Raw genomic sequence first — 23,088 nt, forward strand, 5'->3', positions numbered from 1 at the left:
AAATAATTAAACAACCGTTGTTTGGCAACGCACCATAAATATGATTCACTACTCTATACTGGGAATCACCGCCACCGTTTATTTTCCACCGCAAAGTCACCAAGGAACATTTGCTTACCTCTCCCCCTATTTGTACACCCCCTTCGATTCATAGCGGTGATTCTTACCAGCCAAAAAGAAATATGATAAAATTGGAGAAAAAGGCGATGATTACATGAGGTATAAGCTCGGCTTCTTTATACTGCTCATCCTATCCACCCTTATTACCGCCTGCAATAATGATGGGGACTCGGAAGAAACGAATATTCCGGACGAAACTGACGAGGAAGAAAATCACACGATTACGGAAGAAGGCAGCAATCCGGCAACACTCTTGGAAAAGTCTATCGACACAATGAGCAACCTAAACAGCTTTTCGGTTACCATGACAACAGAGCAAGATATAGCTTTTGATGAAGAGACGTCTCGCACTGAAAGTACGACAGATACAATCGTCACCTACGCCCCTTTTGCCTATCATGAAGAAACGACCATCGTTGAAGAGGACGAGGGCGAGGAAATGAGCATGGAAACGTACTTTACGGATGATGGCTTTTATTCCTATGAATCGTTTCTGGACGAATGGGTGAAATTCCCCGAGGATATTGAAGGAGATATAAGGGAGTTGTCTGCCCGCCAACAAGATCCGGAGCTGTTGCTGGAAATACTAATGACGCAACTGGATGATGACAGCATGGAAGCCATAGAAGAGCAGGATCACTACACCATTACCGTACAGGGAGATACGGAAGGTTTACAGGAAGTGAGCACAGCGATCACTGATTCACTTAATGGCGGCATGGATATGGTGCTCGAAGATATTCTATCCGTCGTTGATGTAAATGATATTCATTATGAACTACTGATTGACAAAGAAACGTATGCCTTTCAGGCGTTTAATGCTCAGATTGATATGGACTTTGAGGCGGAGGAAGGGCAAAGGGTCGCCTCCCGACAAACGATAACAGCATCCTATGGATCCTTAAACGAAATTGATGATATCACCGTTCCCGAAGAGGTGGAAAGTGCCGCGGATGAGATTGATTTTCAACTGGATTTGGATGCTGAAAATGAGTAATCATAGAAGCGCACCGTCGGTTGAGAGGGACAATCATTGCATCAGCTTTCCAAAAGGATAGCCTCTACAATCGTGCGCCAACGTTTAAACGCCGGGAGTGTCTTTTTCGTTATGTGCCCAACCTTTTCAACAGGCTCCGAAAAACTTGGGACTTCCAGCGTTTCATTGATTTGTTGTTGAAAAAGATCCCACTCATGCAGATGCTTTTCGCTCCGGCCAAAGACACTATGCATGGTTATATTTTCTTCACCGAATCGTTCAAAACCGGCCATTGTTTCCGTTAACAGACGATCCCCTTGTTCTTCATGGCCGTCGCGATAAAATTGGACAACCATCATCAAGGCATCAACGACCTGATCAATCCACTCTTCATACCGCCGAATAAAACGCTGTTGTTTTGATGTTAGTATCTCCACGCCCAATCGCCCCTTTGAGGTTTATTAAGTGGGTGATACCCTTACCGCCAAAATTTTAAACCTAGAACTCCATGCCGCCCCTCTAGTGCAAAACGGCTGAAATAGGGAATCACCCTCGCCAAGGACGCTTTGGGTGATCAAATAAAGGGTATATGCCTTTAGAAAAACGTGACCTCTCCCAAAAAATGGCGAAAGTCCATGTCTTTTCTTATACGTTTATCCTTAAAGTGTAAAAAGGTATAACAGAGGATCATCAAATTTCTAAAATAGGCGTACACTGGCAGCTCCAGCGTCCTTAAAAAAAGCATGATCTTCGATATGGGGGACGTTGAAAGCTCTTGCGTCACTAGGAAAAGAAACATCCTCAATTGTCTGTATCTATATTCCCACGACGGTGGTCGTACCAAATATGAGAGGGACGGGATGATATTGCTTACTTTGTTCCACGCGGAGCGGCTCGATCCGGAAGAGGGATTACTAGCGCCCGCCCGATGCTGGGTGACCGATTAATTCAACCACCCTGCACTAGTTGCAGATTTCTCTCCCTTAAAGGAGCGAGCGGGAACGGTTCTCACAAGTAAAGAAGCAATGAGCTGAGCGCCTACCCCAGAGTTTAAGAGGATTAGGCGCTGCTTCATTTAATTTTTCTTATCAAAATAAATCCCTTCTAAAGTTGGCGAAGAAAAAGCGTTGGTATACCGATTTTCGACATGTAAACGGGCGCGGGTTTGATTTAAATCCCGGCCGATCTGTGCTTTGACAGCTCTTATTTTTTCTTCGATCGAATCATTCATTTCCACCATTTCCTTGGCGATAGATGGTTCCACAGTAGATGGGGCCGATTTAAAAGAAGCCATCATAAGACCTCTCTTTTCCAACAGAAAATCAATGATATCAAGATAATCCTCACGCGCATCATCCGCAGATGGCAAAGGCTCATGCAGATGATTGTCCAGTTGCTTCGTCACTTTATAAACTGCTCGCATCTCGCCCATTATCCATTAACACCCGATGCGTGTCTTTGTTTACGGTCAATCTTTATGACTTCTTTCCACGTATCACGAAATTCAGTGATTATGGAAGCCGCTTCTTCCAATGCATTTGCATCATTATTAATATTTGCCCTTACAAGAGCATCAAAAGCGAAATCGTACAACTGCAGCATTTGTTGGGTCGTTTCATTCTCTACCCGAAGGGTGACCATCAGTTCACGTATGATCTTTTGTGCTTTCGTGATATTGAAGTTTTTTGCTTCATAATCTTTTTTTTCCATGGCATTTGCGGAAAGCCGGATAAATTTCAAACATCCATTATAGAGCATTAACGTTAATTCCCCGGGAGAAGCTGTTTGAAAAGCATTTTGTTGATATACGGCACGCGTTTGCGTGCCCATTCCCCCATCATACATTCGTATTCCCCCTACATCATTTGATTGCCGTCACCAAACATAAAATTCATAAGCATTTGATTTTGGTTGTTCGCTTCGCTGATTGCTTGCTCCATAGCAGTAAATTGGCGCCAATACCGATTTTCGATCTGTTCCAAACGACGATCAAAGTTTTCAATCTGATCATCAAGCTGATTAATTTCACGACCCAATGAGAATTGATGGTTCTGATACCGCCCATTGGATCCCCCGGCTTCCCTGGAAATCGCTTCTTCCATATCAGTGGCCGTCTCACGCAAATTCCTGGCAATTCCACTCTCCGCACCGCTTTGGGAAAAGAAGTTAAACGCTCCTTCCGGATCTTCTTCAACGGCCGAACGTAACTCCCCTTCATCAATTTCCAATCTGCCGCGTTCCAGATAATCATTCGAAGTCGCAATCCCCAGATCGCTCAAATGCTCGATATCCGATCCTTCCACATTGACGGTTTCATAAAGATTCTCGCGCATTCGGTTCATGAAATTTCCCAATTGGCGATCGTGTCTTAATAAGCCGCTTTGTGCCTGTTCCTCCCAAAGTTCAATCTCGTGTTCAGTCATTTCCCGGCGTTGTTCATCCGTAAGCGGGGGGTAATCGCGATTTCGGGTTTCTCCGAGTTTCTCGTGAACCTCTGTCAGCAAAGCATTATATTCATCCACAAATTCAGTGATGTTTTCCACGATTGCATCTGTGTCCACCGATGATGAAACGGTGACAGACTCGTCAAATGCATCATGCAAGGTGACCGTTAAATTATCCATCGTGAACGTGTTGGAGCGGCGCTCGGTTTCCAAGCCATTGATTGTAAACTTAGCGTTTTGTGCTCCTTGATCCGCATCGTTGCCCAAGTTTAGAACGTCTGTAAAAAAACTGTCTTCATCAAATTTAATTTCTTGGCCGCCGTCCGGATTAAAAACCCCCGTTTCCGCGCGGGAAACGGAAACTTGATCAGAATGGCTATCATAAAAAGCGTTTATGCCAATATCGCTGTTATTAAATTCATTGAGAACATTTTGCAGATTGTCTTCCTCTGTGATGAACCCTTCATGGCGGCGTACCTCTCCGTCTTCCCCGAAGGTTTCGGCACCCGCGAACATAAACCGTCCTTCTCCATCATCATCCACATACTGAACTTCAACACGAGCGCCGTTCGCAATAGGTTCTGCAAACGTTAAGGTTTGGTCATTAGCGCCCAGTAACACTTCCCCTTCTCCCGGATCTCCTTCTCTAATAACTTTATGGGAAACACCATCCACATTTACAATCACATAGTCATCATTAAGGCTTGTGTCTTCGGCAAATTCAAAAGTCGTTGTCTCTCCATCGCCTCGCAAAAGTTCAGTGTGGACCGTCCCGTCCTCCCAATTTAATCCTTCCAACTCCCCTAAAGGCTGTGAAGGATCAAATTCCTCATCCCCTTCGCTAATCGGGGCGTCACTCTGCGTCGTAGCCGCCGTTGCCAACTGGCTGACTTCAGATACAGTATACTGTGAATTACCGGTACCGGAAGAGGAAATCACGGAAACGAGCGAATCGTTCGAAGATGTCCCCGTCCTTTGAAGAAAACTGCTTGGCGTCAGAAGCCGATCAAACACAGATTCTTCGAAGGCGCTAACCTGCGTGTTTAACTCACGATAAGCATCTACCTGCCAATTTGTAAACATTTGTTCTTGAACATATCGATCCTGCGGCACACGTTCGGCCCTCATTAGATCATCAACCATTTGGTCGATATCCATCCCGGAAGCCATCCCCGTTACTCTCATTTGCCAGTCACATCCTTAGTTAAAAATTACCATTGTTCATCTACGATGATACCTGCTTGTTTTAAAATAGCCGCTGTCATGTCAAGCAACTTTTCAGGTGGGATTTCCCGCAATATTTCCTCGGAAAAACGATCGACCACATGCACATAAATACGGTCCAAATCCTCGTGAATATTAAATCGTAAAGACGTCGGGGTTCTTTCCAGAATATCGTTGAATTCTTCAACGTAGTCTTCCATTTGCTTTTGCCCGAACCTATCATGTTTTTTCTCAATCCTTTGTGCATGCTCATTCGCTAACGATAGAAACCGTTGCATCGGAAAGGTGCTTCCCCCTCCTGCGGAAGTGATTGGACTGGAATCCATGATCGCCCCTCCTGGCCTTCTTTGTTATTTTTTAAATGCATCGTCAAATGCTATTTCGGAAAAAGCCCTTCCTGAAACCGTTTTAAGGCCGGGATCAAATGGTGCTCCAGCATCTCCTCCGCCTTCTCGAATTGTTTGAATTCCACGGCCGTTTTTGCATCTTGAAGCTCGCGCTTCACCCGTGTGAGTCGTGCCTTTATATTCCCCTTTTGTCTATACCCTTCTATCGTTAAAGCTGTCATCTCCAACTGTTCATAACTGTCCATCATCTGTTCGAATAATGGTAACATCTGCTCCTTGCTGTTTTGTTCCATCGTACGTAAACTATCTTCCATTTCGTTAATTAAGCGTTCACAAGTAAAATTGACTTTTTTAAACATGCCCCCATCATTCATTTCTTTACAACCCCATTGTATTTTTTTGCTGGTAAGAAAGTATAAATCAACTTTATTACCTGCATAAGTGCAACTAACGTACCGCCAGTGGTCTTATTATTATTATCGGCTATAAGTGCCAAACTTTTAGATTCCCATTATTATGTTTCATAATTCTCATAATATGAATTTTGAGATATTATTCTTTTAATTAGGTCAATGATCTATTATAATAGGGGCAAATATAAAATTATAGGGTGATAAGGCCTATGGAAAAATCAATAAGGGCAAGGTACCGGGTGAGCGCCAAAACGATGGCAATTTTGCCGGATACACAAGGTTCAATCATTTATGAGCGAGAGCAAACAGTTGTGTATTGCCGGGAACGACCGCTACATATCATTCGACGATCATGTTTGGATGGGGGAGCATCATTGGAGGGGAGGTTAGATGCCGTGCGGCATAAAACAAAACTGGGAAGGAAGCTCCCCATCCCGATTAATGTGGAAGAAAATTGGTTTGCGTTTCCAACATCAGGATTACGTGATCATGATTGTTGCTGGGTATTTTATCATCATATTGACACCGTTGTAGCTTCCCACGGAGGATTGTGCAATATTTATTTCCATGACCAACAAATGATTTCTGTAAAAAAAAGCCTGTATACGCTAAATAGACAAATGCAACGAACAGGCTGGATTATGTCATTGTTTCTATTTCGATAACGTAGTGGGAGCCACAGGTGATTCCACCAAGAATCGTCTAACCGTCGTATAGCCATCCCAGTTCTATGACCCGTTTTACCGTGTGGGTGCGATCGTTGGCATCCATTTTTTTCGTTATTTGACTGACATGATTATTCACTGTAGACACCGATAAGTAATCGTCTTCAGCAATTTTTCGGTTGCTTTTTCCTTTTAATAAAGCATCAAGTACTCGGCGTTCCGAAGCGGTAAGCTTTTCCGATGCCTTTGCATTATCCAAGTAAAGAACCCCGTCATCATGATCGGCAATCGCGGATGGATCATGGTCTTCCTTACCGGAATTGCTCCGTCGCACAGCTTGTAACAAGTCGTTCTGCAACAATGGATCCACATACGTTTTATACAATCGTGCCACAGAAAAATGTTGGATCATTTGCCGAAATGATTGGTTGATCGAAAACAAGATCATAACTTCTGATTCCATCGTTCTCTCCATTAGACCAGGAGAATGGGGAGGAATAATCGCACACAGACGGTATGCGTTCGCTAAAGCATGCAACACCCCGCTTTCCAACAATCGAAAACTCTCTTCCACTGATAAAACAATCACCTTTTCTTGACTTCGCGGCTTCTTTTTCGGTAAACGTCTGTGAAATTCTGCATAATATCCATTCTCCTGTAGGGCCGTTAGTAAATAATCATCATTTTTTTGGCCACTAAGCTGCAACCATAAATAATGATGTTGAGTTTTCCCCAGCATCAAGGGTTTCCTCCTCTATATGTACATTTAAATAAACGTTTGTTTAAATGTTGGGACCGCGTGCATAAACTGGATTTCCTTACCATCTGCAAATCGTAGCAATGTTTGCTTAAAGCAGCAAGGGGCGATAATCATAAAGTAATCATGAAGCTGAGAAAAAAGACCTGTGTTTATTCAGGGTCAACACTAAAATCTATGGTTGAAAATAGATGTAATCATGATCGATGTAACCGCTACGGAAAACACTACGCTAGCTCGTGTTATTACCATAATTATTCACGGATATCAACGATAGATTTTGGTGAAGACCCTTTATTCATTAAACGAAAACGATGATGGGATTTTCGCCGAAGAAATGGCGGCAACTTTATTTTCCTCCTGGATAGAATCGTAGATTTCTTTCCGGTGAATGTCCACATGTCTCGGTGCGTCTATGCCTAATTTCACTTGATCTCCTTCAACACTGACAATTTTCACTTCGATTCCATCGCCGATTTGTATCGATTCATCATGTTTGCGAGTGAGTATGAGCATGCCGGGAGGAAGACTCCTTTCTTTGCAAGAGTGGATATTGCCGGGAATATTCGCTGTCTTGCAGGATATATTGCTTGCCTTTTTTTACATCCACATTTAAAACAAGGGGCGCCGCCAAATTTGCCGTCGAAGTCTCGAAGGGGTCTTTTATCGTTAGGATTATCCATAAGGAAGCCTGCTTTGTGTCCGTTAACTGCAAGGGCTCGGTAACGGACGCAGGCAACTCTATTTGGTAATCCGGGAAAATAGAAAAGATTTCACAAACGAAAAAGGCAACTTCCGCGGTGTGAACCGATTGCAGTACGTAAAACGGACCTTTGTAATGCTGTAAGATCCAACGTGTTTCGTTTTCAAAGGCCGGTAACCCATTTGGAAAATCAATCACCTCTGATTCAGAGACTTCAATTTCTCCATTGTATTTCGTTGAGATTTTCAAGCTCATCCTTCCTTTCCCTACGCGCGATTACTCTTATATTCTAGCATGTTTTTAAACGAAAAAAAGAAGCAAACCAACGAGGTTTGCCGAATCATTAAGCGTGCATTATCTTAAGAAATCCATCAAACTTGGTTGAATAATCCGTGCACCAGCCGATAAGGCAGCTTGATGCAAACTTTCTTGGGTGACGAGATCCATAATGACTTCGGCGAAATCCGCATCTTCATTGTCAGACATGATCCGGGTCGCGATCTCGTTTTGGTCCCCTAAGCGACCTTCGATCATTTCAACCCTGTTCACCCTTGCGCCGAGTTCCGCTTCAACACGCAATACCTCATCCAAATGCCCGTCAATCGTTGATAAAAAAGCATCGAACGTTTCGTCGGACGTGTCAGGATCTTCGAGTTTGCTTTCAAGTTCTTGTAGATCGGTGAACATCTCCTCATGAAACACTTGATCTGCAGATACGTTAATCGGAACTTCAACCCCATCCATCAATTCGAGTGTTACCTCACCCGTGCCCGTGTCTGGGTCCGGGAAATTTCCTTCCGCAAGATCCACAGGCGGATTCGCTGTATCTGTTCCATTAAAGATATATTTATTGTTTACTTGCGTGTTTGCCAGATCTTCGATATGACTGATGAGCTGACCAACTTCTTCAGCGATCGCCTGCCGCTGGGTTTCATCATACGTATCATTGGATGCTTGTAAAGTAATTTCCCGCATTCGTTGCATCGCCTGATTTACTGTGTCAAGAGAACTGTCAGTACTTTCCATCCATGATTTTGCTTCCGAAACATTTCGTTCGTATTGCTCAATCCCGCGCAATTCCGTGCGATGACGCATGCTGCTCGTTGCCACCACCGGATCTTGGGATGGGTGGTTAATCTTTTTACCGGTGGAAAGCTGTTCCTGTAAGTTTGCGAGTTTACCATTGTTCTTTTGTATATTTATTAGCGTTTGACTGGAAATCATCGACTGCGTGACCCGCATGCGCTCTCCTCCCTTCTTTTATACCGGTGGTAAGCGCCCGCTTTGCCGGAAGTCAGACATCGGAAGCCGGAAATCGGAAGATGCTGAAAAAAGCCTTTCCGACCTGGCCTTTGAAATCTAGCCTCCGCATACGCGGGCGACTAACACCCCGATTCGCGACGCACAGGATGTGACGCTTTTAGCCGACTTCCTTATCCAGAGGGAGAGGAACCCCTCTGATGGAAGTTTTACTTTATCGCCCGACAATGCCCATCTGATTAATGACTTGCTCCAGCATCTCATCAATCACCGTAATCATCCGTGAGGAGGCATTGTAAGCGTGCTGAAATTGGATCATGTTCGTCATTTCTTCATCAAGGGAAACACTGCTTACCGATTGACAGTTCATTTCAATCGTATCGCGGCGCATGTCGGACGTTTCGTTCATGCGACGGGCCTCATGCACTTCAACTGCCATCTCCCCGATGACGCTTTGATAGGCGGAGTCAAAACCGGAGGTTTCTTTTACATTCGCCAACTCCAAAGCATTGGATCCATCACCGGCATTTCCGCTTTGACCGGCGGCAGCAATTAAGTCGGTGTCATCCATTATGTCGTCATTCACACTCAGTACTCCATCATCGAATTCAAAGAATTCATCCAATCCTTCCTCGCCATTTAAATCGTAACCATTGCTGTGAACATCGTTAAAAACGTCTCTGAAACCGCTCATCAAATGATTTAAATCTGTGATCTTATCTTGATAAAGGCCTTCCTCTCCTCCATATCCGAATGCATCCACTAAAGCACCCAACTTTCCATGATGATCACCCAAAAGCTCAAGATCATCCCCGAAGTTGATGCTTTCTACCAAGCTTTCTTCATCATCTTTTTCCACAGCAAGTTCAAGATGCCCTTCATTTCCATTTTCCCCTTGAACAATTGCAACACCATCATCATCCCCGAGGCGATTCCCATCATCGTCAACAACGTAGACGCTAATCCCTCCTTCTGCGGCTGGATGCGTATGCGAGCCCGGATTTTCAGGTTCAACTTCAATGTTGATATACTCGGACAATTCGTCAATGACACGGTCGCGTTGGTCATAGAGATCGTTCGGTATTTGCCCTTGGGCTTCGATTTGGGCAATCTCTTCATTTAAATCATGCGTTTGTGTCAGCAGCCCATTGACAACTTGTACGGAAGTGTCTATTTCATCCCCTATCCCGCGCTTATTCGTTTCCAGGGACCCTACCATATGATTATATGTATCGGCAAGCGCCGCGGCGCGCTGAGCGGTAATCTCCCGGGCACTGGCATCATCAGGGTTTGCTGACAGATCGTGTAATGATCCCCAAAATTCGTCCATCGCTTCTGCCAATAGACCGGTTTCGGATTGTTCATTCATAACTTCTTCGATACGCTCCATAGAGGTTAGCTTTTGTCCCCAGTATCCGGCATTTGCATTCTCCCCCCGGTACTGCGCATCAAGAAAGTGCTCTCGAACACGCTCGATATTTTCAACATCCACTCCCGTCCCTACTTGGCCGGGGATGGAAGGCGCGTTTTTGCCGGGGGCCGGATAAGCTTGGGAGGCGTTGAAGTTCACACGCTGACGTGTATACCCTTCTGTATTTGCATTGGCAATATTGTGGCCGGTCGTTCTTAAAGCTGATTGTTGGCCCATTAATCCTTTATATGCAGTTTGTAGTCCATGAAACGTAGAGGTCATTGCTTATGGAAGCCTCCTTTATGTTCTTCACGCCCTGGAATCGAACGTCGAAAACCGTTCGTGCTCATTCGTTTTCTTCGTATTGGCAGCCGATGTATACATCGTATAATCTTCAAATCGGATGGCATCCAACATTGCACTTACAAACGCGAGACCATCATTCAACAACTGCTGATTGAGGTTATTTTTAGCTTGCAAATGTCGGATTGCCGTCTGTAACCTCTCCCGTTGCTTCTCAACTTCCAAACGTTCTTTCTCCGGCACATAAGAAACCCACTGCATCATGGGAGCATCCGCCTCAAGATGTGGGCAGTGATGGTCAATGAACGTTGTAACGACACGTCGTCGTTCCTTTTCCAATTGCCGTAGTGTCCGCGCTTCCCCTTGTTCAAGACGCACAATTTCTTCGAGGGCTTTACGGTCGGATCTTTGAATGGCTTTCGTTTTCTTTCCGGCGAGTGTTAACAAGTACTCGTGGTGGTGAATCAGGTTTTCAAGGTTTTCTTTCAATGCTACAATTTCATTCATTTGCCGTTATCCCCGTTCATTCCAATATTGGTAGAATTGATGGGCGACCGCTCGTTCATCCACCCGGTATTCGCCCGCGTCTATTTGTTTCTGCAGCGCATCCACCTTTGCTTTGCGGGTTGCATCGATACCCGAGTGTTGCATTTCTTTTGCCGCTTGAGAAATTTCTACTTGATCTTGTTTGGCTTCTCTCGGGTTTTGGTGCTTTTTTACTTGCTCTGTTGCGTGTTGATAAGTCTGATGGATTTGATTGTGCGGATGAATTTTCATTACTGGCACCCTTTCATTCATTTTCTCGTGAATGAAGCCGTTTATTAACATAGACATTTTCCGTGTATGTCTTTTTTGTATCGTTTATATTCGCGATATCTCCTTGCAACTCAGTTTCACACGATTTACATAGTCGGCTATTACGGGTAGCATCCCCGCAAAACGCGCAGAGTATATGAAAATTGGGGAAGTCCGCGAGTTGTAGCCGTCCTTCGCGAATAAATTCCAGTATTTCAGTCTCTGAAACACCGGTGTGCACCGCCGTTTCCGATATTGTCGATTCCCTGTTTGCTTTCTTTCTTAAAAATTCATAAACCTTATCAAAACGCTTTTCTCTCGATCGACAACAACGATCACATAGAGAAATAACCATTTTTACATATAGCGCCCCACATTCCGGACAGTTCGCAAGCTCTGTCATCGTTGCTCCCCCAAACATGATTGTATATATCATATCGGTAACTTTTCCATTATGTTTAACGGGTTCTTTCCATTTCATAAAATTTTAACGGTGAGCGCGCCTCTCGCGTTTTGTCTTGACTTCAGCCCTATTCCGGATCGCCATGGAGTGGTTATGGTGACACTACACGAGTGACGACAGCCTTTTCGGTCTTCATGAAACGGTCATGACGACCGGGATCATTCGATACAGTGATTTTCGGCCATCATGAAGCAACCATGGTGACCGTAAACAGGGACCGAGCACTTTTTCGGGTTCCATGAAGTGTTCATGACGACCGAACATGAGAGCCAATCGTTCTTTCAGTCGCCATGAAGCAGCTTTCAAACCCCCGTTAACCTCTGGCGACCGTTAGCGCGGATACTTGTTTCGCGCCTTGTTCCAACAGAGGGATGGCAGCTTTGCGCAGGGTAGTTCCGGTTGTATAAATATCATCGATGAGCAACATATGTTTACCTGCCACACGCGCGGCACCCCCTTGGAAGGAAAAAGGACGAGCGTGACCGCGCAATCGTCCTCTGCGGGATTGTTTGCTTTGCTTATCCTCATCCACTACCCTCGCCAGGCAAGCATTGTAAGCAACCGGCAACTGCTCTGCCAACACTGCCGCTTGATTAAACCCCCGCTCCAAAAGACGCTCTTCACTCAGCGGAATCGGTACCGGTATCGCTCCTTTAAAATCCTTCAAGTATGTTTGTTTTAACGGTTCCGTAAATACGCGTGCAAGCGCTACGTCCCCACGATATTTATATATACTTATCAATTCTTGCAAATAGTCGTCATAGGAAAAAAGAGAAACATTTCGCACAAGCAAACCGGACCAGTGCCTCGTTCTTTCCCAACGCCGGCAATCCGCACAGCTTTCGGTCCGTGCCAGCGGACGACTGCAATACAGACACCACGGAGCTTTCAACGGTCTCAATTTGCCTTGGCACGTGTCACATAAATTCTTCTGTCTCCATGAAAATAACGCTTCCCAACTTGCATTTGCATTCAATGGCTGCAAACACTGCAGGCAACGGTTACGTACCATTTTCACGTCCAGCCCCTCCATTCATGGCCAAAATCTGTTTCCTGCAGCGATGCATCGCTTTTGTTTTCCCATAGTGAAAAAAGGTCACCTTGCCATCCGGGTCCTCGGCACTCCGGCCTGCCCTCCCGGCAATTTGCACAAGTGCAGATGCTGTGAACACGTCATCTTCCGCACCAAGAATCGCCACATCAATTCCATAAATGGTGACGCCTCGTTCTAAAATCGTCGTTGTAATTAACAAAGGCATATCCCCATTCCGAAAATTTGCAACAATTTCTTTGCGTTCCGGGTCTCCAGCGTGAACACTTACAATCGACGGCTCTCTTTGCTGCAAGACCATGCATAGCTCCTTGGCCGTTTGGACACTCGGAACGAAAATCAACGCTTGTCTTTTTGATGCCAGTTGTTGATCGGCCCAGTCCGAAAAAACCGCGGGTAATCGCTCTCGCAAAAGTGCCTTCCGCCAATCCCCGCACCATTGAAAACTCGGAACCGGTAACGGGAATCCATGAAAGCGTCGATTGACGCGGGTGACCGCATCCTTCTTTTCGCATCTTTTCCGTAATCGATCATCCGGAGTAGCCGTTAAATAAATCGTCGCCGCACTCTTTTTCGTCGCTTTTTTGACTGCATAAGCCAAGCTTTCGTCAAAATGATAAGGAAACGCGTCCACTTCATCAATGATGGCAACATCAAAAGCATCTTGAAAACGCCGCGTTTGGTGGGTCGTGGCCACAACAAGTTGGCCATAGGACAAGCGTTCCTCACTGCCCCCATATAAGCCGACCAGCGCCGTCGTCGGAAACGCCTGTCTCAAACGAGGCAAAAGTTCAAGGACAACATCCGTTCTTGGCGTAGCAATGAGCACCCGTTTTCCTTCCTCGAGCCCACGGGCAATTCCGGGAAACAACATCTCGGTTTTCCCGGCACCGCACACCGCCCAAACGAGCAGTTCTGTGGATCGGGATTGTTTAATCGCTTGGGTAATACGGTCAGCCGCACGTTGTTGCAAAGGTGACAGTTCCCCTCGCCAGGCCAATATGTCCACACGCGCTTGTTCCCCGTTAAAGGCCGGGCCTTCCCATGTGAAGAGCGGGGTGCACGTCGTTACACGCCCCATCGAAATACAAGCACGGCAATAGAGGCAAACATCGCCGCACCACGCGCATGAATAATGGGCAAACCAATGCTTATGGTTGTTGCCGCAACGGACACATTTCAAACGTGGACGGATATGGATCCCCGCTTGCATATGCACATAACCTCGCCGTATAAAGGGCTCCAATTTTTTATATGAAAAAGGGAGTTCATCGGGAAGCAACGCACGTCCGTTCAATAATTTCCGGACCTCATGCCAGTTCGGCAGATCGTTGATGGAGAATTCCGGGATGGGGGCTTGCGGATCGTTAAGCTTCGAAATCGGAGTCGGATCTGTTTGAATCTCATCATGATCGTTTACACAAATAAGGGGGAGGACAACCGGGGAGCGGGTATCACGAGGCGTAACGAGAACAACTTTCATCAATTGGCTCCTTTAAAATAGAGGTGAGAGACTTTTCCCACCTCTATCATTTATTTCTTATACCAAGTGAGTCCGAGGGACTTTTCGCCGAGATGCGTTCCGATCACCGGACCGAAAACGCCGAGGTCAATTTCAAGGTTATCGTATTTTTTATCGAGGGTGGATCGTATTTCTTCCGCCTTTTCGGGGACATTGGCATGAACGACGGTTGCTCGGACCGGTCCATCCGCGGCGTCTTGCTCCAATAATTCCATCACCCGTTTAATGGCGCGTTTTTCGGTACGTACTTTTTCAAAAGGGACAATGACTTTATCTTTAAAATGAAGAATTGGCTTTATTTGCAAAGCACTGCCGAGGAATTTTTGCGCACCGCTCATACGGCCTCCTCGATGGAGATGATTTAGATCGGCAACGATAAAGTAGCCGGCTAACGTATCACGAATGGATGTCAACGTTTCAAAAATTTCATCAACCGTCTTCCCTTCCCGGGCAAGTTTTGCCGCTTCCACTGCATAATACCCTTGGGCACTGCAGCTAATTTCGCTGTCAAACGGGTAAACGTTAACATCTTCTATTGAACGGGAAGCGGCTACAGCCGTTTCAAATGTTCCGCTAATCCCGCTTGACAAGTGAAACGAAAGGATCGAGTCAGATGATTCTCCCAGTTTTTCGTACAGATCAATAAACTCGCCGATGGAGGGTTGCGAAGTCGTTGGCAGTTTTTCGCGGGCACGCATTTTGCCGTAAAACTCTTCCGTTCCCATCTCCGTTTCCCGGATCGTCTCTTGATCAAATACGACACTCAACGGAATAACGGATATCTCGTTCTCCACTAATGTCTTCTCATCCAAGTACGCGGTACTATCCGTTACGATTGATATTTTTGGCATAATGACCCCACTTTTCGGTTCCATGTTTGTCTCTATCATAGAACGGGTAATTCGAGGACGCAAGCGAGGGATTAACGCACTTTTACCCAGCCTTTTTTAATGGATTCAACGACTGCTTGTGTACGGTCATTCACATTCATTTTTTGTAAAATATTGCTAACGTGGTTTTTGACGGTTTTTTCACTAATATACAATTCTTCTCCTACCATACGGTTGCTATAACCGTCAGTCATTAACTGGAGCACATCGCATTCCCGCCGGGTTAGAATATGCAAAGGTTTACGATATTCAATCTCTTTGTAGCTCACACGCCCGGTGGAATGATCCCCATCGTCGCTCGCGAGCCTGCGGTATTCTTTAATTAAATTATGGGTAACTTTTGGATGGATATAGGCACCGCCGGCACCGACTACTTTGACTGCCTCGATCAACGCGTCTGCATCCATTTCCTTTAATAAATAACCGGCTGCCCCTGTTTTTAAGACATGGGTGACATATGCTTCATCATCATGAATGGAAAGAATCAATACTTTAACATCGGGAAACCGTTCAACCAGGTTTCGAGTAGCCTCAACACCATTTACTCCCGGCATATTAATGTCCATTAGTACAACATCCGGCCGATGTTGAGCGGCAAGCCGGGTTGCCTCATTCCCGTCATCACCTTCAGCGACAATTTCTAACTGATCTTCCATCTCGAGAATACGTTTAACGCCTTCCCGAAATAATTTATGATCGTCGATGAGTATAAGTTTAATTTGTCCTCGTTCAGCCATCTTGCCCACCCTTTCCAGTTTATCTGTTTTGGCGTTTATCAATAGATCTATCCAGTATTAATCGGTACGATAATTGTGATTTTGGTTCCTATTCCTTTGGCTGATTCAATCTTCAGATCACCTTTGAGCTCGTTCACCCGTTCTTTCATGCCGATAAGACCGAATCCGGGCTGTGATGATTCTTCCGGATCAAATCCCCGGCCATCATCATGAATGATCAAATGAACTTGTGTTTCGCACATCTCGGCTTTCACTGAAATTTGCTTGGCATTCGCGTGTTTGAGTGCATTTTGGACTGATTCCTGAACTAGCCTGAACAAGGCTACTTCCATATTTACTTCCATTCTGTATTCATTGCCGTGGAGAACAAAGCGAATATCTGTCTCATCTTGTTCATCCGCAACGCCGTCCAAATACTTTTTTAACGTTGGAATGAGCCCCAAGTCGTCGAGCGCCATGGGCCGAAGATCATAAATGATACGCCTTACTTCGCCGAGGCTGCCTTTAATCGCTTCACGGACGTCCTGTATTTCATTTAATGCAGCATCGATGCCGCGCTCGTTGTAGACTCGGCCAATGATCTCGGAACGGAGAAGCACGTTCGCCAACAATTGCGCGGGCCCATCATGGATCTCCCTCGCCACTCGCCGGCGCTCTTCTTCCTGGGCTTGAATGATTTTTAGCCCAAATTCTTGTTTTTCTTTTGCCTCTTCGACTATTTCCCCAACCTCACGCAAATCGCCATCCAGAAAATTGTGCACAACCGATACTTGTCCCACAAGCAACTCTGCGCGCTTCAACGTTTCTTCCAACTGTAACAGCTGGCGTTCAATTTGATCTCGCCTTTCCCGTAACTGTTTTTCTTCATTTTCCATGACGGCGAGTTGGAGACGATACTCATTTGCATCATCATACACTTTTTTGGCTTCTTCATCGGAATATGTGTTAAAATCACGGTTGATTGTGGCGAGACGATTGCGTGCTAATTTCGCTTGACGTCGTTTTTCATCTGTTTGTTTAATAATTTCAGACACTTTATGGACCGTGTCCCTGAGCTCGCTTTCCAATGTTTCATACTCGCGCCTTGTTTGTTCACATATTTCGAAAATCTGTTCTTTGCTGTTTAGGATCGTGTCCTTCATTTGTACGATGATATTTTCTAAGGTTTCCTTTTGATTTTTCAAGCTGTACCACCAGCCTTGCCGAATCTAATGTTTGACATCAACGCTTGATTCGATATGATTATTTTAGCACATTCTTAGATGATAAAAGCCATTTGGAAATAAAAGTTTAAGAAATCACATATTGTGCCAAAATTCCGGGCAACTCCCTCGCTAATCTGACATTACCATTTTTTAAGGATTTCAGCTATTACAAAGAGATTATAATGCAGTTACAGATAATAGAAATCAAGGAGGGGTTCGATGTATCAATCGTACTATACCATAAAAAATGATGGCATATATGAACAAACGATCAAAAAGTCAAGGTTCATTGCCCACATGCAAAGGATTCAGGACGAAAACGACGCAAAGGCCTTTATTGATGAAATTAAAAATAAACATCCCAATGCCACTCATAACTGTTCCGCATACGTGGTCGGGATGGGAAATGAAACGCAAAAAGCAAATGATGACGGAGAACCGTCGGGAACAGCCGGTGTTCCAATGTTAAATGTGTTGGTTAAACAGGAATTAAAAAATACAGCCGTTGTCGTTACACGTTATTTCGGGGGGATTAAGCTGGGCGCCGGTGGATTAATACGCGCGTACGGAAATAGCGTCACCGAAGCCGTTAACTATATAGGAATCGTACATCGACAGCCGATGCAGAAATATCGTTTAGCCATTGCTTATGAACTTCTCGGAAAAATTGAAAATGAACTGCGGGAATCTCCTTATAAGTTGGTATCCAAAGATTATGGCACACATGTTGACATCCATGTCGCCGTAGACATGAATGATAAGGAAACATTCGAAAAATGGATCATCAATACTTCCAACAATCGTGTAACGATCACCGTATCAGGAACGTCATATATGGAAAAGGACATTTGACTACATGTTCGACAAATTTCCCGGGAAATAAAATTATTTGTCGATATTTCCAATCTATCATTTACTTTTACTACACTCTTCTTGTAAAATAAGATCGTATGCTATAAGCAACATCCGGATAAATTCCCGGAAGGAGACAATGAAATGCCAAAAAAAGAACCTTCCAGAACGATGCGGCATCGACGAAAAAAAAGACGAAATAAAAAATTAATCTTTACTTTTGCAGCACTTATCGGTTTGGTCATTGTCGCCGCAGGCGGTCTCGTGTTTTATTTCATTACACAGGCGAGCAATCTCGTGGAAGAGACACAAAGTCCTCTAGAGCGGGGAGAACATTCGGATATGCGAGAAGTTGCCGTAGACCCCGATGAAGATAACATCTCCGTTTTATTTCTCGGGACCGACAATCGCGATGGCGACCTGGACGGATTGTCCGACGCGATTTTATTGGCAACGTTTAACCGGGACGAAGGATCGGTAAATGTGATCAGCATCCCGCGGGACTCCTATGTGCAAATCCCCGGACGTCCAACCCAAGATCAAATTAACCATGCCCACGCCTTTGGCGGAACGGATATGGCGATTGAAACGGTGGAAAACTTGCTCGACGTTCCTGTCGATTACTATGTAACGTTAAATTTTGATGCCTTTATGGATACGGTCGATATATTCGGGGGAATAGAGGTAGATTCACCTTTTGCTTTCACTGAACAGAACGCGGACGGAGATATGGACGCGATTGAAATTGATGAAGGTCCCCAAATTTTAGATGGAGAAGAAGCTCTTGCTTACGTGCGCATGAGAAAACAAGATCCTGCCGGTGACCTTGGACGCGGGGAACGGCAACAAGAAGTGTTGGGAGCTTTAATTGATGAAGCCACCTCCCTCTCTTCAATTACAAACTACAATGAAGTGTTTGAACGTCTACAGGAAAATATGAACATGAACATGTCCTTCAATGAAATCCTTGGCCTTCACACTTACGCGAGTGCTGTGAATGAGATCGAGTACCATCAATTGGACGGTGAAAATTTCCGCGAGAACGGCGTTGATTACTACCGGGTCGATGACACAGACCTCGCGAACACACAGGTGATGCTAAAACAGCATCTTGAACTGGAAGAGGAACCTAATCCTGACGCGAACGAAACAATCAATGCCGAGGAAAGTACGGAACCCCAATAATCTACCCTCCTGCTCTTCCTTTGAGGAGCAGGCTTTTTTATTCGTTTCCCATACTCTTGATTGGGTTACAAGGTATGGTAGAATGGGACAAGATTATGGCGGAAAGGCCTCCTTTCCACTGAACCCGATCTTATAGACGTTTTTATTTTATTGGAAACAGAAAGTAGGTCAATCAGCATGAAATTAACAATCGTAGGCACCGGATACGTGGGACTCGTCTCAGGTGTATCCTTTGCCGAACTTGGGAATGACGTCGTTTGTGTCGACAAAGATGAGCGTAAAATTGAGCAGCTCAAAAAAGGGATCAGCCCGATCTATGAAGAAGGGTTGGAACCTTTATTGGAAAAAAACATCCATAACGGGAAGATCCATTTTAATACCGATTTAGGCGAATCCGCTTCCGACAGCGATATTATTATGATTGCCGTAGGAACGCCTCAAGCGGACGATGGCTCCGCCGATCTTTCTTTTGTATGGGCAGTTGCTGAAGAACTGGGAGATGTTCTTCCGTCAGATAAACGCACGGTCGTCGTCAATAAATCCACCGTTCCGATCGGAACCGCAGAAGAAGTGGAAAGCATTATCCGGGAAAAAAATAGCCGTGTCGACGTCGCGGTATGTTCCGTTCCGGAATTTTTACGGGAAGGTTCTGCCGTCAAGGACACCTTCAAGCCCGACCGTATTATCATCGGCACAAATGTGTCTTGGGCAAAGGAGCGGCTCATCCAACTGCACGCGCCATTGGCCGATGCCGAACAAATCATCACCACATCTCCGCACAGCGCGGAAATGATTAAATATGCTTCGAATGCCTTTTTGGCAACGAAAATCTCTTTTGTTAACGAAATCGCGAACATATGTGAAGCGTACGGCGCAAATATTGACGAAGTAGTCCAAGGGGTTGGCGCCGATCGCAGAATCAGCCCCCACTTCCTAAACGCCGGGCTCGGGTACGGCGGGTCTTGCTTTCCGAAAGACGTACAAGCGCTTATTGCTTTGGCAAAGGATAAAGATTATGAAGCCAATTTGTTAAGGTCTACCACCACCATCAACGCAACACAACGATTAAAGCCTGTAGAAATTTTACGCCAACGATTCCCGGAAGGGTTGGGGGATGTGAAAGTGGCTGTACTCGGACTGGCTTTTAAACCGGGGACAGATGATATGCGGTACGCACCCTCGATCGATATCATCCATGAACTCGTCAAAGCCGGCGCTGACGTGCATGCCCATGACCCGATCGTTTTGGATGATGCGGCACCGTTGCTTCCCAGAGCGGTTTCGTTGCACGAGAACATCGAACAAGCATTAGCGGACGCGGATGCCATGGTGCTCGTCACCGAGTGGGATGCATACAAACAATATCCGGCCGCCGACGTTTCCTCTGCAATGACCGGAAAAATCGTCGTTGACGGCAGAAATGCACTCGATGCGAATATGTTTAAAGAGCAAGGGTTTGACTATTACGGAATTGGGCGTAGATAATGCACATATGATTAAAAAATCCAGGCTAATGCCTGGATTTCTTTTTTAAGAGGCGCAAGTGTACGCCCGACCTTAAATATCCAACTGTCTGATATAAGCTTTCAGGTCTTCGCTTAAATCTTCGCGATGGAGTGCAAAATCAAGGGTTGCTTGGATAAAGCCAAGTTTATCCCCGACATCATAGCGGTCTCCGTCGAATCGAAACGCATTCACTTCCTGTATGCCGGCCAGTTTTTTGATCGCATCGGTAAGCTGAATTTCATTCCCGGCGCCGGGCGGCATTTCTTCCAAAATCGGCATAATTTCAGGCGTCAATACGTATCTGCCCATAATCGCCAACGTCGATGGGGCTTCTTCTTGTTTCGGTTTTTCTACAAGATCGGTCACATTGACAATGCTCGAATCGGTTCCATTTGCAGCCGAAACGATCCCATAGCTTGAAACCTTGTTCTCCGGAACATCTTGCACACCTAATACGGACGCCTCGCTGTCCTCATAGATTTCCATAAGCTGTTGCAAACAAGGTTTCCCTTCGGAACGGACGATATCGTCCCCGAGCATCACGGCAAATGGATCATTACCGATAAATGTGCGCGCACAGGCAATGGCGTGCCCAAGCCCTTTTGGTTCTTTTTGGCGGACGTAATGGATACTCGCCATGTTAGAGATTTTTTTTACTTCCTCCAACCGTTCCCACTTTTCGCTTCGTTCCAACGTCTCTTCCAATTCATACGATTTGTCAAAATGGTCTTCAATCGCTCGTTTTCCGCGACCGCTGACGATAAGAATATCCTCGATCCCAGACTCGATGGCTTCTTCCACTATGTATTGGATCGTTGGCGTGTCAACAATCGGCAACATTTCTTTTGGCAATGCTTTACTCGCCGGCAAGAATCGTGTGCCAAGTCCCGCCGCCGGAATGACTGCTTTTTTTACTTTCATCAAAGATCCTCCCCTCCCTTCCATTATATGATGCAATGTGCCATTGCTTCAAATAAACCCCTTCCCGTGAAAAAATTTATAAATCTTTCGGATTATCTATTTAAAATATACCGGGACGTATGTTATAATTATTTTGACTCCATGAAAGGAGGTTTGCAATGGAAAGAAAATGTACTAATTAGCACCGCTTTCTCAACTCCGAACCGTTTGGCAGCATTCCCCTCCGCTGTCATACACCCACCCTTTCAATTCCCATTACAACGTTTGTCCTACAATTGCATACAAGAAGGGTCGTGAAAGTTTGTTAAATCAAGTGACGTTGATTGGCCGTTTAACGAAAGACCCAGAGCTCATGTTCACAAATTCCGGAGTCGCTTATGTAAAATTGTTCCTTGCTGTGCAGCGCCCTTTTAAAAACAATGAAGGGATAAACGATGTTGATTTCATCCCTTGTACCATTTGGCGAAAACGTGCGGAAAATACGGCAAATTACTGCCACAAGGGCTCGCTCGTAGCTGTAACCGGCCGTATCCAGATACGACAATTTACGAACACAGAGGAAGAAAAAGTATTTATCACGGAAGTCGTCGGTGAAGATCTGAGATTTCTGAAACTTGAATCCAACCGGAGGCAACAAGAGCAGCAAGAAGCAAAAACGAATCAGCCATCTTGACAAAACAACAACAGGCGTACAGCAACTAACCACTCAATTTAAAATAATCTCCGTATAATTGTACGCCGGGGACTGCATCGGGGCTCTCTCACAAGATATCCCAACTGTCCCAATCATTTCACAAAAGAGGTTGAGCATGCAAAGGGCTGTTACAATACAACCGGAACTGATCGTTTCCCCTAACGGTCACATACAGATAGACATCATCGAACATAGCCTGCGCATATCAACCGTTTCGGTGCCGGTTTCTCCTCGGTCGTTTCCTACGCTTCATCGCTTCAGTACCCACGCAATATCCCTCAACAGAAATAAATCTCTTCGATGGCACCACCGCCCCGGGTGTGTAGGGGCGGTTTTTTGGTTTCGTTTAATGAAGTTACACCTTGAAAACATTTTACTTTGTCGGAAGCAAAATGAAGGGGCGAGTCACATGTCAGTAACTGCACAAAACTGGGGCAATAGCTTCGGTGTACGTATACCCAAAAATATATCATAAAATTTGAAATTTTTAATGGCACTGAATTGGAAGTAAGCGAAGACGGCAACGGCATTATTATAAAGCCAGTAAGCAATGACCCAACATTGGAAAAATTAATGGCAGGTATAACGAAAGAAAATCAACATGCAGAAATTGACTGGGGAAAGCCGGAGGGGCATGAACAATC

General features: G+C 45.2%; 26 protein-coding genes. 6 read left to right on the top strand and 20 right to left on the bottom strand.

The genetic code is table 11. The features are described 5' to 3' along the window. Nucleotides 1-214 precede the first annotated feature (214 nt). Complete coding sequence (locus HUG15_RS21520; protein WP_200125680.1) at nt 215-1,117, top strand: DUF6612 family protein; 903 nt, start codon at nt 215-217, stop codon at nt 1,115-1,117. A 41-nt stretch (nt 1,118-1,158) separates the two neighbouring features. On the opposite strand, the gene HUG15_RS21525 is transcribed toward HUG15_RS21520, so the two are convergent. The 6 genes from HUG15_RS21525 to HUG15_RS21550 all read right to left on the bottom strand — a co-directional run bounded on the left by HUG15_RS21525 (nt 1,159) and on the right by HUG15_RS21550 (nt 5,485). After that, nucleotides 1,159-1,533: a DUF8042 domain-containing protein gene (locus HUG15_RS21525; protein WP_200125682.1), complete on the bottom strand. Its 375-nt coding sequence runs from the start codon at nt 1,531-1,533 to the stop codon at nt 1,159-1,161. A gap of 638 nt (nt 1,534-2,171) precedes the next feature. Further along, on the bottom strand, nt 2,172-2,528 hold the full coding sequence (locus HUG15_RS21530) for a hypothetical protein (protein ID WP_200125684.1): 357 nt from the start codon (nt 2,526-2,528) through the stop codon (nt 2,172-2,174). Further along, nucleotides 2,528-2,941, bottom strand: a complete 414-nt coding sequence (gene fliS, locus HUG15_RS21535) for a flagellar export chaperone FliS (protein ID WP_246516429.1) — start codon at nt 2,939-2,941, stop codon at nt 2,528-2,530. The genes HUG15_RS21530 and fliS overlap by 1 nt, the downstream gene beginning before the upstream one ends. An 11-nt stretch (nt 2,942-2,952) precedes the next feature. Next, the gene (fliD, locus tag HUG15_RS21540; protein ID WP_200125686.1) at nt 2,953-4,725 is read right to left on the bottom strand and encodes a flagellar filament capping protein FliD; all 1,773 of its coding nucleotides are present in this window, start codon (nt 4,723-4,725) and stop codon (nt 2,953-2,955) included. 26 nt (nt 4,726-4,751) lie between these two features. After that, entirely contained in the window at nt 4,752-5,090 is a 339-nt protein-coding gene (locus tag HUG15_RS21545) for a flagellar protein FlaG (RefSeq protein ID WP_200125688.1), read from the bottom strand. Nucleotides 5,091-5,140: 50 nt separating this feature from the next. Beyond that, a complete protein-coding gene (locus HUG15_RS21550) occupies nt 5,141-5,485 on the bottom strand; it encodes a DUF8042 domain-containing protein (protein ID WP_211202299.1) in 345 nt (114 codons plus the stop codon). Between the two features lie 248 nt (nt 5,486-5,733). On the opposite strand from HUG15_RS21550, the gene HUG15_RS21555 reads away from it, so the two are divergent. Then, the gene (locus HUG15_RS21555; protein WP_200125692.1) at nt 5,734-6,189 is read left to right on the top strand and encodes a competence protein ComK; all 456 of its coding nucleotides are present in this window, start codon (nt 5,734-5,736) and stop codon (nt 6,187-6,189) included. 37 nt (nt 6,190-6,226) lie between these two features. On the opposite strand, the gene HUG15_RS23235 is transcribed toward HUG15_RS21555, so the two are convergent. From HUG15_RS23235 to HUG15_RS21620, 13 genes are all read right to left on the bottom strand, one after another. Continuing rightward, nucleotides 6,227-6,928, bottom strand: coding sequence for a helix-turn-helix transcriptional regulator (locus HUG15_RS23235; RefSeq protein WP_246516430.1), 702 nt, complete (start codon nt 6,926-6,928; stop codon nt 6,227-6,229). 312 nt (nt 6,929-7,240) lie between these two features. After that, the gene (csrA, locus tag HUG15_RS21565) at nt 7,241-7,462 is read right to left on the bottom strand and encodes a carbon storage regulator CsrA (protein ID WP_200125694.1); all 222 of its coding nucleotides are present in this window, start codon (nt 7,460-7,462) and stop codon (nt 7,241-7,243) included. Further along, nucleotides 7,437-7,898 carry a flagellar assembly protein FliW gene (gene fliW / locus HUG15_RS21570; RefSeq protein WP_200125696.1) on the bottom strand — a complete coding sequence of 154 codons (462 nt, stop codon included), beginning with the start codon at nt 7,896-7,898 and terminating at the stop codon, nt 7,437-7,439. The genes csrA and fliW overlap by 26 nt, the downstream gene beginning before the upstream one ends. Nucleotides 7,899-8,003: 105 nt before the next feature. Beyond that, the gene (flgL, locus tag HUG15_RS21575) at nt 8,004-8,891 is read right to left on the bottom strand and encodes a flagellar hook-associated protein FlgL (protein ID WP_200125698.1); all 888 of its coding nucleotides are present in this window, start codon (nt 8,889-8,891) and stop codon (nt 8,004-8,006) included. Between the two features lie 232 nt (nt 8,892-9,123). Further along, entirely contained in the window at nt 9,124-10,602 is a 1,479-nt protein-coding gene (gene flgK, locus HUG15_RS21580; protein ID WP_200125700.1) for a flagellar hook-associated protein FlgK, read from the bottom strand. A 27-nt stretch (nt 10,603-10,629) separates the two neighbouring features. Further along, entirely contained in the window at nt 10,630-11,130 is a 501-nt protein-coding gene (locus HUG15_RS21585) for a flagellar protein FlgN (protein WP_200125702.1), read from the bottom strand. Nucleotides 11,131-11,136: 6 nt separating this feature from the next. Then, on the bottom strand, nt 11,137-11,400 hold the full coding sequence (gene flgM, locus HUG15_RS21590; RefSeq protein WP_200125704.1) for a flagellar biosynthesis anti-sigma factor FlgM: 264 nt from the start codon (nt 11,398-11,400) through the stop codon (nt 11,137-11,139). 13 nt (nt 11,401-11,413) lie between these two features. Then, nucleotides 11,414-11,821 carry a TIGR03826 family flagellar region protein gene (locus HUG15_RS21595; protein WP_211202300.1) on the bottom strand — a complete coding sequence of 136 codons (408 nt, stop codon included), beginning with the start codon at nt 11,819-11,821 and terminating at the stop codon, nt 11,414-11,416. Between the two features lie 373 nt (nt 11,822-12,194). After that, on the bottom strand, nt 12,195-12,893 hold the full coding sequence (locus HUG15_RS21600; protein ID WP_246516704.1) for a ComF family protein: 699 nt from the start codon (nt 12,891-12,893) through the stop codon (nt 12,195-12,197). Next, nucleotides 12,883-14,415, bottom strand: coding sequence for an ATP-dependent helicase ComFA (locus tag HUG15_RS21605; protein ID WP_200125710.1), 1,533 nt, complete (start codon nt 14,413-14,415; stop codon nt 12,883-12,885). Before HUG15_RS21605 ends, HUG15_RS21600 begins: the two co-directional genes overlap by 11 nt. Nucleotides 14,416-14,465: 50 nt before the next feature. Then, nucleotides 14,466-15,305, bottom strand: coding sequence for a DegV family protein (locus HUG15_RS21610; protein ID WP_200125712.1), 840 nt, complete (start codon nt 15,303-15,305; stop codon nt 14,466-14,468). Between the two features lie 71 nt (nt 15,306-15,376). Then, on the bottom strand, nt 15,377-16,081 hold the full coding sequence (locus HUG15_RS21615; RefSeq protein WP_200125714.1) for a response regulator: 705 nt from the start codon (nt 16,079-16,081) through the stop codon (nt 15,377-15,379). A gap of 47 nt (nt 16,082-16,128) precedes the next feature. Then, nucleotides 16,129-17,265, bottom strand: coding sequence for a sensor histidine kinase (locus HUG15_RS21620; protein ID WP_246516431.1), 1,137 nt, complete (start codon nt 17,263-17,265; stop codon nt 16,129-16,131). A gap of 240 nt (nt 17,266-17,505) precedes the next feature. Here HUG15_RS21620 and HUG15_RS21625 point away from each other — a divergent pair, with 240 nt between their 5' ends. The 3 genes from HUG15_RS21625 (at nt 17,506) to HUG15_RS21635 (ending at nt 20,808) form a co-directional block, all read left to right on the top strand. Further along, nucleotides 17,506-18,138: a YigZ family protein gene (locus HUG15_RS21625; protein WP_200125716.1), complete on the top strand. Its 633-nt coding sequence runs from the start codon at nt 17,506-17,508 to the stop codon at nt 18,136-18,138. A 144-nt stretch (nt 18,139-18,282) separates the two neighbouring features. Continuing rightward, nucleotides 18,283-19,323, top strand: a complete 1,041-nt coding sequence (locus tag HUG15_RS21630; RefSeq protein ID WP_200125718.1) for an LCP family glycopolymer transferase — start codon at nt 18,283-18,285, stop codon at nt 19,321-19,323. A gap of 177 nt (nt 19,324-19,500) precedes the next feature. Next, the gene (locus HUG15_RS21635) at nt 19,501-20,808 is read left to right on the top strand and encodes a UDP-glucose dehydrogenase family protein (RefSeq protein ID WP_200125720.1); all 1,308 of its coding nucleotides are present in this window, start codon (nt 19,501-19,503) and stop codon (nt 20,806-20,808) included. Nucleotides 20,809-20,880: 72 nt separating this feature from the next. Here the strand turns inward: HUG15_RS21635 and galU are convergent, their stop codons facing one another. Continuing rightward, nucleotides 20,881-21,750, bottom strand: a complete 870-nt coding sequence (gene galU, locus HUG15_RS21640; RefSeq protein ID WP_281393572.1) for a UTP--glucose-1-phosphate uridylyltransferase GalU — start codon at nt 21,748-21,750, stop codon at nt 20,881-20,883. A gap of 301 nt (nt 21,751-22,051) precedes the next feature. On the opposite strand from galU, the gene HUG15_RS21645 reads away from it, so the two are divergent. Further along, nucleotides 22,052-22,423, top strand: coding sequence for a single-stranded DNA-binding protein (locus HUG15_RS21645; RefSeq protein WP_200125724.1), 372 nt, complete (start codon nt 22,052-22,054; stop codon nt 22,421-22,423). The last annotated feature ends 665 nt before the right edge of the window (nt 22,424-23,088 follow it).

The sequence above is a fragment of the Salicibibacter cibarius genome (assembly GCF_016495725.1).
In the GTDB taxonomy this organism is placed as follows: domain Bacteria; phylum Bacillota; class Bacilli; order Bacillales; family Marinococcaceae; genus Salicibibacter; species Salicibibacter cibarius.